Below are 15,084 nucleotides of genomic sequence, written 5' to 3' on the forward strand. Positions count from 1 at the left end.
TCACTCAAATAACTGACGAATCATCCGAAGATGATCACGTTTTATTACTTGTGTAAGCGTTTGATGCTATATATTTTGAGCTTCAGGACCGAAGTCCTGGGCACATCACATCAAACGCCCACACTTATCGACTGTTGATTGTTAAAGAATTCTGCCCAAGTATTTCAACTTCGGGCTTGCTGCGGATCCGGTGAACTTTCGTTCCATCCAGCGACAAATCGTTGTGTTTGTCAGCAGCAGAGAAGCGAGATTATCGGGTGTTTCGTGCGATTCGTCAAGCTTCTCATCCACTCACGTCAACTTGCTTGTTTCACTTTCGTGACAGCTGCGTTGCTGCGAGGGACAGAACTATATCAAAGCCCGTCGAAGTTTGGCAAGCGCTTTTCGAGGAAGGCATGCATGCCTTCGCGCTGGGCCGGCGTACCGAACGCGGCATGGAACATCCGGCGTTCGTAGCGCACCCCTTCCGTCAGCGGTACTTCATAGGCGACGTTGACGGCTTCCTTGATCTGCATGGCGACCGACAGCGGCATCGCGGCGATCGTCGTGGCCGCGGCCAGCGCTTCCTCGATCAGCTTGTCCGCCTGGACAACGCGCGATACCAGCCCGGTGCGCTCCGCTTCCGCCGCATCGATGGTGCGCGCCGTCAGGAGCATGTCCATCGCCTTTGCCTTGCCGATCGCCCGCGGCAGGCGCTGGGTGGCGCCGGCACCGGGCGTGACGCCGATCTTGATTTCCGGCTGGCCGAACTTCGCGGTATCCGCCGCGATCACGAAATCGCACATCATCGCCAGTTCGCAGCCGCCGCCCAGGGCATAGCCGGCCACCGCGCCGATGACCGGCGTGCGCACCTTGAGGATGTGCTCCCAGTTGCGGGTAATGTAGTTGTCGCGGTAGGTATCCTGATAGGTGTAGTCGATCATCGCCGGAATGTCCGCGCCTGCCGCGAAGGCCTTCTCGCTGCCGGTCAGCACGATGCAGCCGATCTGCGGATCCTTGTCGAAGCCGGCGAACGCCTCGCCAAGCTCATTCATCATGCGGTCGTTCAGCGCGTTCAGCGCCTTGGGCCGATTCAGGCGGATCAGGGCCACCTTGCCATGGACTTCGACGATCAGGTCTTCATATTGCATGCTTGTCTCCGGAACGGTTGGATCGGCCGATTGTAGCGTCATCGGCCTGTCGCTGTTAATCGTTGTATGATCCGCCGACCGATGCCGCTCCCCTTCTTTTCTTCCATCGCCGAACGCTGGCGCAGCGATGCGCTCCTGTCCAGTACCGACTTCCGCCGCTACTGGGCCAGCATGGTACTGACGAGCTTTGGCTCGCAGGTCGGCACCCTTGCACTGCCGCTGTGCGCCGTTTTGCTGCTCCATGCGACGCCGGCGCAGATGGGCGTGCTGACCGCTTGCCAGGCGATACCGTTCGCGATCTTCGCATTGCCTGCCGGCGTGCTGCTGGACCGCAGCCGCAAATTGCCGATCCTGCTGGGCAGCAAGGCGGCACAGGGAATCTCGCTGGCGTCGATTCCCCTGGCCTGGTGGTTCGACCTGCTGGGCATGCCGTGGCTGTATGCGGTGGCGGCGGTCCAGGGTGCCTGCAATGTGATCGGCGGCGGCGCGGAGCAGATCTTCCTCACGCTGCTCGTCGGCCGCGACCGGATGGTCGAAGCGCAGTCCCGCTTCGCCAGCACGGACAGCATTTCCCGCCTGCTGGCACCCGGCCTCGCCGGCATCCTGATCCAATGGCTGACGGCACCGGTGGCGATCATCGCCAACGCGGCCACGTTCTTCATCTCGGTATGGAATATCGGGCGCGTGAAGATGCGCGAAGCGGTGCCGCCGCCCAGCGAGCGCCACCCGCTTCACGACGTGCGCGCCGGCTTCTCGTTCATCTGGCACCAGCCGCTGCTGCGCGCGCTGGCCTGGGTGGCCGGCGCCTGGCACGTCCTGTTCTATGGGTATTCGGCGCTGCTCGTGCTGTTCGCCACGCGCGAACTGGGCATGAGCGCCGGCATGCTGGGTACGGCGCAGATGTTCGGCGGAATCGGCGTATTCGCCAGTTCGCTGCTGCTGCGGCCCCTGAACCGCCGCTTCGGCGCCGGCATCACGATCGTGATCGGCACGGCATCCATGGCGCTCGGCTTCGTGCTGATGCCGCTGATTCCCCGCGACCTGTTCGGCAGCGCGAACTACAGCGCGGCGGCCTATGCGCTGCTCATGCTGTTCTTCGACCTGGGGGCCATGCTGTTCTTCATCCCCTACCAGGCATTGCGCCAGAAAGTCACGCCGGACGAGATGCTGGGGCGAATGATCTCCACGATGCGCTTCCTGACGGTGGCGGTAGCGCCACTGGGCGCGCTGGTGGCCGGCTATGCGGGCGACCACCTCGGCGTGCGCCCGGCACTCTACTGTATCGCCGTGGGTGGCGTGCTGCTCGCGGTGGGTGCGGCGACCTCGAATCCGATCCGAAGCGTGCGCCCCTGATGCCGCCGCGCCCCTAAACTGGGGCATTGCCAACTTTGCAAGGGGACCGTCATGTTCAAGACCATCCTGTTACCGACCGATGGATCGGAACTGGCCGTGAAAGCCACCGAAGCCGCGATCCGCTTCGCCCAGGTGCATGGCGCGCGCATCGTCTCGGTTTGCGTCGCCCAGCCATTCCCGTTCGTGCCGGCAACTGACAATGCGGTCGTGCCGGACGCCGACGTGTTTGAAACCCAGATCGCCGCGACCGCCAAGGCCCATATCAACAAGATCGAGATCGCATGCGCCACCGCCGGCGTGCCGTTCGAGGGCATCGTGGTCAGCTCCCACACGCCCTACAAGGAAATCGTGGCCGCCGCCGAGAAGTACAACTGCGACATCATCCTGATGGCCTCGCACGGCCGCTCGGGCTTGAGCAAGCTGTTCCTCGGCAGCGAAACGCAAAAGGTGCTGGCGCACACCACGCTGCCGGTACTGGTCCTGCGTTAACCGTCTCAGCGGGTCGGACGCGGCAGCAGCACCCACACCTGGCCGCGCTGCTTCATCCGCCCCGCATTCTCGGCCGCCTCGGTGCCGAAACCAAAGAAGAAGTCGACCCGGATCGCGCCGCGGATGGCGCCGCCGGTATCCTGCGCCATCACCAGCCGCTGCAGCGGAATCTCGCTCGCGGCGTGCGTGGTGGACAGGTACAGCGGCACACCGGAAGGAATCTGCGTGGTATCCACCGCCACCGAACGCTGCGGCGTGAGCGGCACGCCCAGCGATCCCTTCGGCCCCACGTTCGGGTCCGGCAGCTTCTCTTCCTTGAAGAACACGTAGCTGGGATTCACATTCAACAGTTCCTGCCTGCGCGTCGGATGGCCGGCGATCCACGCCTTGATGCCTTGCGCGGACGCCTGCTCGGACGTCAGTTCGCCCTGCTCGATCAGCCACTTGCCGATGGATTTATAGGGGTGGCCGTTCTGGTCCGCATAGGCTACGCGCACCGTTTCGCCGCTGTCGAGCTGCACCCGCCCGGAGCCTTGCACCTCGAGGAAGAACGCTTCCACGGGGTCGTCCACCCACAGCAGTTCCTTGCCGCTGAAATCGGCGCGGGCGATTTCCTCGCGACTGGCATAGGGCACCACTTTCCTGCCCTGCAGCCGGCCGCGCAGCCGCTTGCCCTTCAGTTCCGGGTAGACGCCGGCAAGATCGATCGTCAGCATATCGTCCGGCACTTTATAGAGAGGCGTCTGGTACGGACCACCCTGCTTGCGCGCGCCGCGCAGCAAGGGCTCGTAGTAGCCGGTGACCAGGCCACTGTCCGATCCATCCGGCGCGATCACGCGGTGCGGCACCAGGAAGGTTTCAAAGAACAGCCGCACGGCGCGTTCATCGCCGGCGTTGACCGTTCGCGCGATCGAGCACGCTTCCTTCCAGTCCGCGCGCTTGCCGATCACGGAGCACGACGACTGGAAGGCGGGCCAGGCCGCGCGCAGGTCGTCGCGCGACCAGCCCGGCAGGTCGGCGAACGTGCCGGGCACGAAGGCGGTCTTGGCAGGCTGTGCTGGCGGCTGGGCCGGCTCCGGCTGAGGTACCGGCTGAGGTACCGGCTGCGGTACCGGCTGAGGTGCCGGCTGGGGCACCGGAGCCGGCTGCTGCGGAGGCTGCACTGCGCAACCGGCGAGCACGACTGCCGATACGGCGATGCAGCTCAGCGCCTGGATGTTACGGGGTAGACTACGGGGTACGAAAAACATGGAGGCGATATGTGGATTCTGATGGTCGAGGCATTGGTCGCGCTGTTCCTGCTGGTATTCATCGTCTGGTGGACGATGCCCGGCAAGAAAAAGACGCCGCCGGCCAGGCGGCCGGACCAGCCTGAATGATGCGATTGTAGATCAGTGCAGCCGGTTGAATGCACCCGATTCAATGCAGCCGGTTCAATGTAACGTGTGCGGAAGCGACAGCACGAACTCCGGAATCTTCACTTCGAACTGGTGGCCATCCTCGGCCACGCAGAAATACTCGCCGACCATCGAGCCCTGCGGCGTCTGCAGCGCCGTGCCGCTCGTGTATTCGAACTGTTCGCCCGGCTGCAGCAGCGGCTGGTGACCCACCACGCCAAGGCCGCGCACCTCCTGCTTGTGGTTATTGGCGTCGGTGATGATCCAGTGGCGCGAGATCAGCTGCGCCGCGACCGTCCCGGTGTTCTTGATCGTGATCGAGTAGGTAAACACGAAGTTGGTGCGTTCGGGGTCGGACTGCTCGGGCAGGAACTGCGTCCTGACCGACACGGCGAATTCATATTGGGCCATCGGGGATTCCTTTGTTGCTCGGCAAACATGCCGAAAATTCAAATGTAGCGTTTCACTAATATAGTTTCACATTGCACCGCAAATCCCGCACACATGCAAGGTGCACTCCGCAGAATACGGGGCGGCAGCGTAAAATAGCGGCTGATTTTTTGCCTATTCCTTTTTGCCAGCCCCTGTCATGACAACTTTCCGCATCGCCCCCAGCATCCTGTCCGCCGACTTCGCCCGCCTGGGCGAGGAAGTGAAGAACGTCGTCGCCGCCGGCGCCGACATCATCCACTTCGACGTGATGGACAATCACTATGTGCCGAACCTCACGATCGGCCCGCTGGTCTGCCAGGCGATCCGCCCGCATGTACAGGTACCGATCGACGTGCACCTGATGGTCAAGCCGGTCGACCGCATCATCCCGGACTTCGCCAAGGCCGGCGCGAACATCATCACCTTCCACCCGGAAGCTTCCGAGCACATCGACCGTTCGCTGCAGCTGATCCGCGACCACGGCTGCAAGGCCGGCCTGGTGTTCAACCCGGCCACGCCGCTGTCCTACCTGGAACACGTGATGGACAAAGTCGACATGATCCTGATCATGTCCGTGAACCCGGGCTTCGGCGGCCAGTCCTTCATTCCGCAGGCACTGAAGAAGATCGAAGAGGCGCGCCGCCTGATCGACGAATCGGGCCGCGACATCCTGCTCGAAGTCGATGGCGGCATCAAGATCGACAATATCGCCGCCGCGGCGAAAGCCGGCGCGGACACGTTCGTGGCCGGCTCGGCGATCTTCGGCCAGCCGGACTACAAGGCGGTGATCGACGCGATGCGCACCCAGCTGGCGACGGTATGAGCATGACGGCGGCGACCCATCCCCTGGCCGGCGTGCGCGCCGCCATCATCGACCTGGACGGCACGATGCTCGACACCGTGCCGGACTTCCACGTGGCCATCAACCGCATGCGCGAGGAGCTGGGCCTGGAAGCGATCACGGCCGAGCAGATCAAGAACATGGTCGGCAAGGGGTCGGAAAACCTGATCCGCAGCGTGCTGTCGCTCGATCATGACGACGCCGCCGTCGAACAGCACTTCGCCGCGGCGATGGATGCGTACCAGCGGCACTACCTGGCCATCAACGGCCACCACAGCACGCTGTACCCGGACGTGGCCGCCGGCCTGACGGAGCTGAAGGATGCCGGCATCCGCCTCGCCTGCGTGACCAACAAGCCGCTGTCGTTCGCCCTGCCGCTGCTGAAGCTGAAGGAACTCGACGGTTACTTCGAGGTGATCTACGGCGGCGACTCGTTCGAGAAGAAAAAGCCCGATCCGCTGCCGCTGGTGAAAGCCTGCGAATACTTCGGTCTGCCACCGCACCAGGTGGTGGCGATCGGCGACTCCTCGAACGATGCGCAGGCGGCCCGCGCGGCCGGTTGCCCGGTGCTGACGGTGCCGTATGGCTACAACCACGGGGAGTCTATACACGAGACGGATTCCGATGGTATAGTTGAAACGCTGCTGCATGCTGCACAGTTAATCGACGCGCACAACCAGCCGAATCAACATCAGCTGAATCAAACTCAGCCGAATTAAAATCAGCCGAATACATCAGCCGACCCAATCGGCTGCAACTTAAAACCGAACGCTCGTCAAACGATGTTTCTCAACAAAAGACACAACGTTACTCACCAGGGATCGATCGAGGCCTGGCTGTGGCGACGCTGGCAATCCTGGGCAAACTAAGCCACGTTGATTGCTGCCGTCGGAGACTTCGCGCGACTACCCACCTTTTCGCTCTCTCCCGGCAGGTTTTTTGAACCTCACCGCCACCACCACACCCAAAATGGGTTCGCGTGGCGGGTTGGAGAGAACCATGACCGAACTCGAATTCAAATCGCTGGCCACGCAAGGCTACAACCGTATCCCCCTGATCGCGGAAGCATTCGCCGACCTTGAAACGCCGCTGTCGCTGTACTTGAAGCTGGCGCAGAGCCAGAACAACGGCAAAAACACCTTCCTGCTGGAGTCCGTGGTCGGTGGCGAGCGCTTCGGCCGCTACTCCTTCATCGGCCTGCCGGCGAAGACGCTGCTGCGCACCACCGGCAGCCGTACCGAGATCGTCAAGGGCGGCGAAGTCGTCGAAACCTTCGATGGCAATCCCCTCGAATTCATCGAGCAGTACCAGGCCCGCTTCAAGGTCGCGCTGCGCCCCGGCATGCCCCGCTTCGTCGGCGGCCTGGCCGGCTACTTCGGCTACGACACGGTGCGCTTCATCGAGAAGAAGCTGGCCAACAGCGCGCAGAAGGACGACCTGGGCCTGCCCGACATCCAGCTGATGGTGACCGAGGAACTGGCCGTCATCGACAACCTCTCCGGCAAGCTGTACCTGATCGTGTATGCCGATACCACGCAACCGGAATCGTTCTCGAAGGCGCGCGTGCGGCTGAAGGAACTGAAGGCGCTGCTGCGCCGCGGTGTCGATGCGCCTGTCACGTCGTCGTCGGTGCGCACCGAGGCGATCCGCGACTTCGACAAGGAATCGTACCTGGCCGCCGTGGCCAAGGCGAAGGAATACGTGATGGCCGGCGACCTGATGCAGGTGCAGATCGGCCAGCGCATCCGCAAGCCCTACGTGGATTCGCCGCTCACGCTGTACCGCGCGCTGCGTTCGCTGAACCCGTCGCCGTACATGTACTTCTATAACTTCGGCGACATGCAGATCGTCGGCGCGTCGCCGGAAATCCTGGTGCGCAACGAGACGCTCCCGGATGGAGAGAAAAAAGTCACGCTGCGCCCGATCGCCGGTACCCGCCCGCGCGGCGCCACGCCGGAAAAGGATGCGCAGCTGGCCGAGGAACTGCTGGCCGATCCGAAGGAAATCGCCGAGCACGTGATGCTGATCGACCTGGCCCGCAACGACCTGGGCCGCATCTCCGAGATCGGCAGCGTGAAGGTCACGGACAAGATGGTGATCGAAAAGTATTCGCATGTGCAGCACATCGTCTCGAACGTGGAAGGCAGGCTGAAGTCCGGCATGTCGAACCTGGACGTGCTGCGCGCCACCTTCCCGGCCGGCACGCTGACCGGCGCGCCGAAGGTGCGCGCGATGGAAGTGATCGACGAACTGGAAATCTCCAAGCGCGGCATCTACGGCGGCGCCTGCGGCTACCTGTCGTTCGGCGGCGAAATGGACGTGGCGATCGCGATCCGCACCGGCGTGATCAAGGATGGCATGCTGTACGTGCAGGCCGCCGCGGGCATCGTCGCCGACTCGGTGCCCGAGATGGAATGGCTGGAAACAGAGAACAAGGCGCGCGCCGTGCTGCGCGCCGCCGAACAAGTGCAAGATGGCCTGGATGGGGAGTTCTGACATGCTGCTGATGATCGACAATTACGACTCCTTCACCTACAACATCGTGCAGTACTTCGGCGAACTCGGTGAAGACGTGCGCGTCCACCGCAACGACGAGATCACGATCGAAGAGATCGAGGCCATGAACCCGGACCGCATCTGCATCTCGCCGGGCCCGAAGGATCCGGCGCAGGCCGGCATCTCGGTCGAGGTACTGAAGCACTTCGCCGGCAAGAAGCCGATCCTCGGCGTGTGCCTCGGCCACCAGGCCATCGGCGAAGCGTTCGGCGGCAAGATCATCCGCGCCAAGGAAGTCATGCACGGCAAGACTTCGCCGATCGCCCACACGGCGGTCGGCGTGTTCAAGGACCTGCCGAGCCCCTTCACGGTGATCCGCTATCACTCGCTGGCGATCGAACGCGCCTCGCTGCCGGCCTGCCTGGAAGTGACGGCATGGACGGACGATGGCGAAATCATGGGCGTGCGCCACAAGGAATTCGACATCGAAGGCGTGCAGTTCCACCCTGAATCGATCCTCTCCGAACATGGCCACGCCATGCTGAAGAACTTCCTCGATCGCACCTCGTCGAGCGCAAAGGAATGACCATGCCGATCACCCACCAGGAAGCCCTGATCCGCTGCATCGAACACCGCGAGATCTTCCACGACGAAATGCTGCACCTGTTCCGCCAGATCATGAGCGGCGAAATGTCGCCCGTGATGGTGGCCGCGCTGACCATGGGCCTGCGCGTGAAGAAGGAAACCATCGGCGAGATCACCGCCGCGGCGCAGGTGATGCGCGAGTTTTCCACCAAGGTGCCGATGGCGGACACCACCAACCTGCTCGACATCGTGGGCACCGGCGGCGATGGCGCGCACACGTTCAACATCAGCAGCGCCGCCATGTTCGTGGCCGCCGCGGCCGGCGCGCGCATCGCCAAGCATGGCGGGCGCAGTGTGTCCTCCTCGTCCGGCAGCGCGGACCTGATCGAATCGCTGGGCGCCAACATCAACCTGAAGCCGGAACAGATCGCGCAATCGATCGCGCAGACCGGCATCGGCTTCATGTTCGCGCCGAACCACCACGCGGCGATGAAGCACGTCGCCCCGGTGCGCCGCGAGCTGGGCGTGCGCTCGATCTTCAACATCCTGGGCCCGCTCACCAATCCGGCCGGCGCGCCGAACATCCTGATGGGCGTGTTCCACCCCGACCTCGTCGGCATCCAGGTGCGCGTGCTGCAGCGCCTCGGCGCGGAACACGCGATCGTGGTGTACGGCCGCGACAACATGGACGAAGTTTCGCTGGGCGCCGGCACGCTGGTCGGCGAACTGGTCGACGGCGAAATCCGCGAATATGAAATCCATCCGGAAGATTTCGGCCTGCAGATGGTTGCCAGCCGCAACCTGAAGGTGGCCAACGCCGCCGAATCGAAGGCCAAGGTACTGGGCGTGCTGTCCGGGGAAACCGGCGCCGCCACCGATATCGTCGCGCTCAATGCCGGCACCGCGCTGTATGCGGCCGGGATTGCACCGTCGATCGAGGTGGGCCTGATCAAGGCGCGCCAGGCGATCGACTCGGGCGCCGCGCTGGCCAAGCTGCACCAGTTCGTCGAAGTCACCCAGGCGCTCGGCGCCGATCACTGAGGCGCACCATGTTCGGCATCCACGACTTGACGTTATTCATCGTTTCCGGGCTGCTGCTGAACATCATGCCCGGCCCCGATTCCCTGCTGATCATGGCGCGCAGTGCCACGCAGGGATGGCGCGCCGGCGTCGCCGCATCGCTCGGCATCGGCGCCGGCACGATGGTGCACGTGCTGGCCGCGGCGCTCGGCCTGTCGGCATTGCTGGCCACTTCCGCCACGGCGTTCACGGTGGTGAAATGGATCGGCGCGGCCTACATCGTATGGTGCGGCATCCAGATGCTGCGGGCCAAACTAACCCCAACGGCAGAAGCCGGGGTCAGACCCGACGGGTCTGACCCCAGGGTTACGTCGTTGGGTGGGAAGCACGCAAGCAACTGGCGTATTTTCGCCCAGGGCTTCCTCACCAACGTGCTGAATCCGAAGGTGGCGCTGTTCTTCCTGGCCTTCGTGCCCCAGTTCATCGATGCCGATGCACCGAACAAGCCGCTGGCCTTCATCATCCTGGGCTGCATCTTCAATTTCAACGGCATGCTGTGGTGTAACGGCCTGGCGCTGTTTACCGCCTTCGCGAGTTCGAAACTGAAGGTCAAGCCGCGCGTGGCGCTGTGGCTGAACCGTGTTACCGGCGGCCTGTTCCTTGCATTGGGCGCCCGCATCGCCCTCGCCGACCGTCACTAAGAATACAAACATGTCCGATATCCTGAACAAGATCCTGGCCGTCAAGGCCGACGAAGTGGCCGCGGCCAAGAAGTACCGCAGCCTCGCCAGCCTGCGCGAGGAAGTGGAAGCCGACCGCGAGTCGCGCGCCGCGATCCGCGGTTTCGAAGCGAGCCTGCGCAGGAAGATCGCCGCCGGCCAGGCTGGCGTGATCGCCGAAGTGAAGAAGGCATCGCCATCGAAAGGCGTGCTGCGCGCCGATTTCCAGCCCGCGGCGATTGCGCAGAGCTATGCGGCGGGTGGCGCCGCCTGCCTGTCGGTGCTGACGGACGAGCAGTTCTTCCAGGGCTCCGTCGACTACCTGAAGCAGGCCCGCGCCGCCTGCGCGCTGCCGGTGATCCGCAAGGATTTCCTGGTCGACCTCTACCAGGTCTATGAAGCGCGCGCGATGGGCGCCGACTGCATCCTGCTGATCGTGGCCGGCCTGGATCACGGCCTGATGGCGGAGATGGAAGCGTGCGCCCACGAACTGGGCATGGACGTGCTGGTGGAATCGCACGACGGCGACGAACTGGCCGCCGCGCTGAAGCTGAAGACCAACCTCATCGGCATCAACAACCGCAACCTGCGCACCTTCGAAGTGTCGCTCGATAACACCATCGACCTGCTCGACCGGATTCCAGCCGAGCGGATGGTGGTCACCGAATCCGGCATCCTGAACGGGGCCGACGTACGGCGCATGCGCGAGGCCAACGTGCATGCATTCCTCGTGGGCGAAGCATTCATGCGCGCCGAAGATCCGGGCACGGAGCTGAGCCGGCTGTTCGGCTGATTTCCAGGGATTTCCAGGAACCGGGGTCTGACCCTGTTGCGGTCAAGTTTAGGCTTACCCAGCACATCGAAAGCGCATGCATTCACCCCAACAGCGAAGGGCTGGGGTCAGACCCGCCGGGTCTGACCCCGGTATTTGCACTTGGGGTGGCTTATCTGAACGGCAGCACGGTCTGAACCTGGTGTTGAGTCACCGGCATCCCTTACGCGGCCGCTTGCCACGTCTCGATCCGGTTCCGCCCATTTTCCTTGGCGCGATACAACGCCTCGTCGGCCCGGCTCAGCAGCGCATCCAGCGGCTCCTCCGGATCGGTCTGCACCGCGACGCCGATGCTGGCGGTGCAGGAAGGCAGCTCGCCGGCGTGAGCTTCGCGCAGCAGCCGCTGCACGCGCTGGGCCACGCCGATCGCACGCTTGCCATCCGTATCGGGCAGCAGCACGATGAATTCCTCGCCGCCGAAGCGGGCCAGCACGTCGGATTCGCGCAATGCCGAGCCGACCATCTGCGCCACACTGACGAGCACCCGGTCGCCTTCGGCGTGACCGAAGCGGTCGTTGATCATCTTGAAATGGTCCAGGTCCACCGATAGCAGGGCCAGGGTGCGGGCGTGCTGCCGCATGCGCGCCATGCGGGCGACCTCGCGCGCATACGCGTCGCCGAAACCGCGCCGGTTCAGTACTCCCGTCAGCGGATCGCTCGCCGAGCGGCGCTCGAGGATGAGGCGCAGCCGCTCGTATGCCACCATCAGGAAGCCGACCGCCAGCAATGCCGGCTGCAATGCCGTCACGGCAAGGTAGAAGCCCTGGAAGAGGCCGGGCCGGGTGACATCCACCAGCGCCGCGCCGTGCGTCAGCGCCACCACGCCGCGCACCGTGACCAGCACGGTGTTCACCGCGATCAGCGAACCGAAGAACAGCGTCGCAAGCTTGCGCCGGCCGTGGCGCAGCACGAGCACGAGCTGCGCGCCGCTGATCAGCGTGATCGGCACGCTCATCCAGGCCACCCGCGCGGCGTAGTCCGGCTCGACCACCAGGTAGTACAGCATGCCCACCAGCGCAAAGCCGCAGGCGCCGCCCAGCATCGGCCACCGCGGCGCGAGGCCGTAGAAGCGCCGCAAACCGATCACGCACAGGCCGTTACCGAACACGAACAGCACGTTCGCCACCGGCAGCACGAGCACATCGGGCAGCGTGCCGCGCAACGCAAAGCAGAAGGCGGAGAATACCTGCACCGCCAGCGCGGCGCCCCAGTAGGTAAGGCCGCGCACCTCGGCGGGAAAACCGCGGCGGGCGCCGAACAGCACCGCGCTCATCACGGCGCACATCAGCGCCGCCATCAGCACGACGCTGAAGGGATCCAGCAACTTCACGTCAGCGCGGCGATGTCGGGCGCGCTACCGCGCTCTTGCGCGCCGTATCGATCGCCAGCCCGATGCCAGGCACGCGCTCGCCCTGGAGCTGCACCGCGAACGTCATCAGTTCATCGCGGCGGAAGGCGTGCACCTGCACCGTGTCGCCGACCCGGTAACGGGACAGCAGCGACTCCAGGTTGGACGGATTGCCCGTGACGCGCAGGCCGTCGATGGCCACCAGCAGGTCGCCCGCCGACAGGCCGGCACGGTGCGCGGCACCGCCTTCGTGGACGGCGGACAGTTTCGCATCGGCGCCCTCGCGGCCGATGTTCGCATCCAGACTGGGCTTGGCCAGCTTGCGCTCGTCCGTGTACTTCACGCCGAACGGCGCCAGCAGCTTCGCCAGCGGCACGTCCTCGGTGCCGCGGATATATTTCTCGAAATAGCTCTTCAGCCGCATGCCGCTGATCTCGTCGAAGAGCGCTTCCACCTCGGCCGGCGTCACGCCACGGCGGCCATCGGGGTAGAAGTCGCGGCCGTAGCGCTGCCACAGCGCCAGCATGATGTCGTCCAGCGAACGCTTGCCGCCCGACTTCTGGCGGATCGTCAGGTCCAGGCCCAGCCCCACCAGCGAACCCTTGGCGTAATAGCTGACGATGGCATTGGGCGCGTTCTCGTCTTGCCGGTAGTACTTGCTCCAGGCGTCGAAGCTCGATTCAGCCACGCTCTGCTTCGTACGGCCGGCGCTGCGCAGCACGCTGCCGACGGTCTTGCCCAGCATCTTGAAGTACGTGGCCTCGCTGATCAAGCCGGAACGCACCAGGAACAGGTCGTCGTAGTAGCTGGTGAACCCTTCGAACAGCCACAGGAGCGGCGTGTAGTTTTCCACCTGCAGGTCGTAGGGCGCGAACACGGCCGGCTTGATGCGCTTCACGTTCCAGGTGTGGAAGTATTCGTGGCTGCACAGGCCGAGGAACTTGATGTAGCCCTCGCTCCTCTCGCGGCCCTGGGCAGCCGTGGTCGGCAAATCGGCGCGCGCGCAGATCAGCGCCGTCGAGGCGCGATGTTCCAGGCCGCCGTAGCCGTCGCCCACGGCCAGCGTCATGAACACGTAGCGGTCCATCGGCGCTTTCCTGGTCCTGGGCTCGAAGAAGGCGATCTGGGTTTCGCAGATCGCCTTCAGGTCGGCGCACAGCCGCGCCATGTCCAGGTTCGGCACGCGGCCCGTGATGACCACGTCGTGCGGCACGCCGTGCGCCGTGAACGTGGCCAGCGCGAAGTCGCCCATCTCGACGGGGCTGTCGATCAGCTCATCGTAATCGGCCGCCACGTAGGTGCCGAAGCCGTAGCGCCTGGCCTTCAGCTCCGGCAGCGCGGTGGCCACGCGCCAGGTACGGGCGGCGTCTTCCGCCGGGCGCACGATGTCGACCACGTGGGGAACATGCTCCTGCCCGGCCACGCGCAGGAACACACTGGTGCCGTTGAAGAAGCCGTGGGTCTGGTCCAGGTGCGCGGCACGCACGGAAAGGTCCCATGCATACACGTCGTATTGCACGGTCAGCGCTCCCTCGACAGGCGGCGCCTGCCACGAGTGCTTGTCCAGTTTCGCCAGCGCGACCGGCTGGCCATCGGCCTCGGCGCGGATCTGCACGATGTTGCGGGCGAACTCGCGGATCATGTAGCTGCCCGGAATCCAGGCCGGCAATGCCAGCAGCTGGCCCTCCGGAGAGGGCTCCTGCACGGTCAGCGTCACCTGGAACAGGTGGGCAGCGAGATCCTTGGGAACGATGGCATAGGCCACGGCGGGCGCCGCGGCACGTGGCGCCTTGGCTTTCCTGACCGGCGTTTTTTCTTTGATCGACGTTTTGTTTTTCATTGCATGAGGTCGGGCGGAGTATCGATGTCGAGCAGGATGCCCGGGTCATCCACCGCCACTTCGTTGACGATATTATCCCTTACGATCCCGCGCGCCCCCCGGTCTCCGGACAGCGCAAGCAGTTGCGGCAAGTGCCGGCGGCTGAAGGCCACCGGGTTGCCGCGCTCCGTGCCTGACGCGTTCCGGTACACCGGCACCGCGATATCGGCACCCTGTGCCACCGCGCCTGCGAGCGCGGCGATGGTGCCCGGCTGCACGCGGGGCATGTCGCCCAGCGCCACCACCCAGCCGGATGCATCCAGCGCGTGCCGAAGCCCGTGGACGAGCGACGCGGCCATGCCGCTGTCCGCCTCGGCGCAAGCGGTCACTTCACAGCCGAGTGCCGCCAGTTGCGCGGCCGTGGCTTCGTCGCCCTCGCGCACCACGGCCACCACGCGCGGCAGCACGGCCAGCAGGTGCCGCGCACTGTGCACCACGACCGGCACGCCGCCGATCGGTTGCAGCAGCTTGTTGCGCTGCCCCAGCGGGTCGAAGCGCCGGCCACGGCCGGCGGCAAGCAGGATGCCGGCAAGCGGCAACCGCGCGGCGGCGTCGGCCACGCG

General features: G+C 64.6%; 15 protein-coding genes. 9 read left to right on the top strand and 6 right to left on the bottom strand.

Going from position 1 to position 15,084, the window contains the following annotated elements; all coding sequences use genetic code 11:
- Positions 1-353: 353 nt before the first annotated feature.
- Positions 354-1,130, bottom strand: coding sequence for an enoyl-CoA hydratase (locus EYF70_RS25020; RefSeq protein ID WP_131147808.1), 777 nt, complete (start codon positions 1,128-1,130; stop codon positions 354-356).
- Between the two features lie 81 nt (positions 1,131-1,211).
- Between EYF70_RS25020 and EYF70_RS25025 the strand changes: the two genes are divergently transcribed.
- Positions 1,212-2,483 carry an MFS transporter gene (locus EYF70_RS25025; protein ID WP_131147809.1) on the top strand — a complete coding sequence of 424 codons (1,272 nt, stop codon included), beginning with the start codon at positions 1,212-1,214 and terminating at the stop codon, positions 2,481-2,483.
- Between the two features lie 51 nt (positions 2,484-2,534).
- Complete coding sequence (locus EYF70_RS25030; RefSeq protein ID WP_131147810.1) at positions 2,535-2,972, top strand: universal stress protein; 438 nt, start codon at positions 2,535-2,537, stop codon at positions 2,970-2,972.
- A 5-nt stretch (positions 2,973-2,977) separates the two neighbouring features.
- Here EYF70_RS25030 and mltA read toward each other — a convergent pair whose 3' ends face one another.
- Together mltA and apaG are read right to left on the bottom strand one after the other, a co-directional pair.
- On the bottom strand, positions 2,978-4,222 hold the full coding sequence (gene mltA, locus EYF70_RS25035) for a murein transglycosylase A (protein WP_131147811.1): 1,245 nt from the start codon (positions 4,220-4,222) through the stop codon (positions 2,978-2,980).
- Positions 4,223-4,405: 183 nt separating this feature from the next.
- On the bottom strand, positions 4,406-4,780 hold the full coding sequence (gene apaG / locus EYF70_RS25040) for a Co2+/Mg2+ efflux facilitator ApaG/CorD (RefSeq protein ID WP_131147812.1): 375 nt from the start codon (positions 4,778-4,780) through the stop codon (positions 4,406-4,408).
- A 178-nt stretch (positions 4,781-4,958) separates the two neighbouring features.
- Between apaG and rpe the strand changes: the two genes are divergently transcribed.
- The 7 genes from rpe (at position 4,959) to trpC (ending at position 11,255) form a co-directional block, all read left to right on the top strand.
- The gene (gene rpe, locus EYF70_RS25045; RefSeq protein WP_131147813.1) at positions 4,959-5,624 is read left to right on the top strand and encodes a ribulose-phosphate 3-epimerase; all 666 of its coding nucleotides are present in this window, start codon (positions 4,959-4,961) and stop codon (positions 5,622-5,624) included.
- Positions 5,625-5,626: 2 nt separating this feature from the next.
- Positions 5,627-6,361 (top strand): phosphoglycolate phosphatase, encoded by a 735-nt coding sequence (locus EYF70_RS25050; protein ID WP_371861674.1) that lies wholly within the window; start codon positions 5,627-5,629, stop codon positions 6,359-6,361.
- Positions 6,362-6,641: 280 nt separating this feature from the next.
- Positions 6,642-8,138 carry an anthranilate synthase component I gene (gene trpE / locus EYF70_RS25055; protein WP_131147815.1) on the top strand — a complete coding sequence of 499 codons (1,497 nt, stop codon included), beginning with the start codon at positions 6,642-6,644 and terminating at the stop codon, positions 8,136-8,138.
- A 1-nt stretch (position 8,139) separates the two neighbouring features.
- Complete coding sequence (locus EYF70_RS25060) at positions 8,140-8,724, top strand: anthranilate synthase component II (RefSeq protein ID WP_131147816.1); 585 nt, start codon at positions 8,140-8,142, stop codon at positions 8,722-8,724.
- 2 nt (positions 8,725-8,726) lie between these two features.
- On the top strand, positions 8,727-9,764 hold the full coding sequence (trpD, locus tag EYF70_RS25065; RefSeq protein ID WP_131147817.1) for an anthranilate phosphoribosyltransferase: 1,038 nt from the start codon (positions 8,727-8,729) through the stop codon (positions 9,762-9,764).
- A gap of 8 nt (positions 9,765-9,772) precedes the next feature.
- Positions 9,773-10,444 (top strand): LysE family translocator, encoded by a 672-nt coding sequence (locus EYF70_RS25070; RefSeq protein ID WP_131147818.1) that lies wholly within the window; start codon positions 9,773-9,775, stop codon positions 10,442-10,444.
- A gap of 10 nt (positions 10,445-10,454) precedes the next feature.
- Positions 10,455-11,255 (top strand): indole-3-glycerol phosphate synthase TrpC, encoded by an 801-nt coding sequence (gene trpC, locus EYF70_RS25075; protein WP_131147819.1) that lies wholly within the window; start codon positions 10,455-10,457, stop codon positions 11,253-11,255.
- Positions 11,256-11,457: 202 nt separating this feature from the next.
- On the opposite strand, the gene EYF70_RS25080 is transcribed toward trpC, so the two are convergent.
- From EYF70_RS25080 to EYF70_RS25090, 3 genes are read right to left on the bottom strand one after another with little or no spacing between them, the layout of a single operon-like run.
- Positions 11,458-12,624, bottom strand: a complete 1,167-nt coding sequence (locus tag EYF70_RS25080; protein WP_131147820.1) for a GGDEF domain-containing protein — start codon at positions 12,622-12,624, stop codon at positions 11,458-11,460.
- 1 nt (position 12,625) lies between these two features.
- On the bottom strand, positions 12,626-14,482 hold the full coding sequence (locus tag EYF70_RS25085; protein WP_131147821.1) for a M61 family metallopeptidase: 1,857 nt from the start codon (positions 14,480-14,482) through the stop codon (positions 12,626-12,628).
- A complete protein-coding gene (locus EYF70_RS25090; protein ID WP_229420546.1) occupies positions 14,479-15,081 on the bottom strand; it encodes a nucleotidyltransferase family protein in 603 nt (200 codons plus the stop codon). The genes EYF70_RS25085 and EYF70_RS25090 overlap by 4 nt, the downstream gene beginning before the upstream one ends.
- Positions 15,082-15,084: the final 3 nt, after the last annotated feature.

The sequence above is a fragment of the Pseudoduganella albidiflava genome, from assembly GCF_004322755.1.
GTDB lineage: Bacteria > Pseudomonadota > Gammaproteobacteria > Burkholderiales > Burkholderiaceae_D > Rugamonas > Rugamonas albidiflava.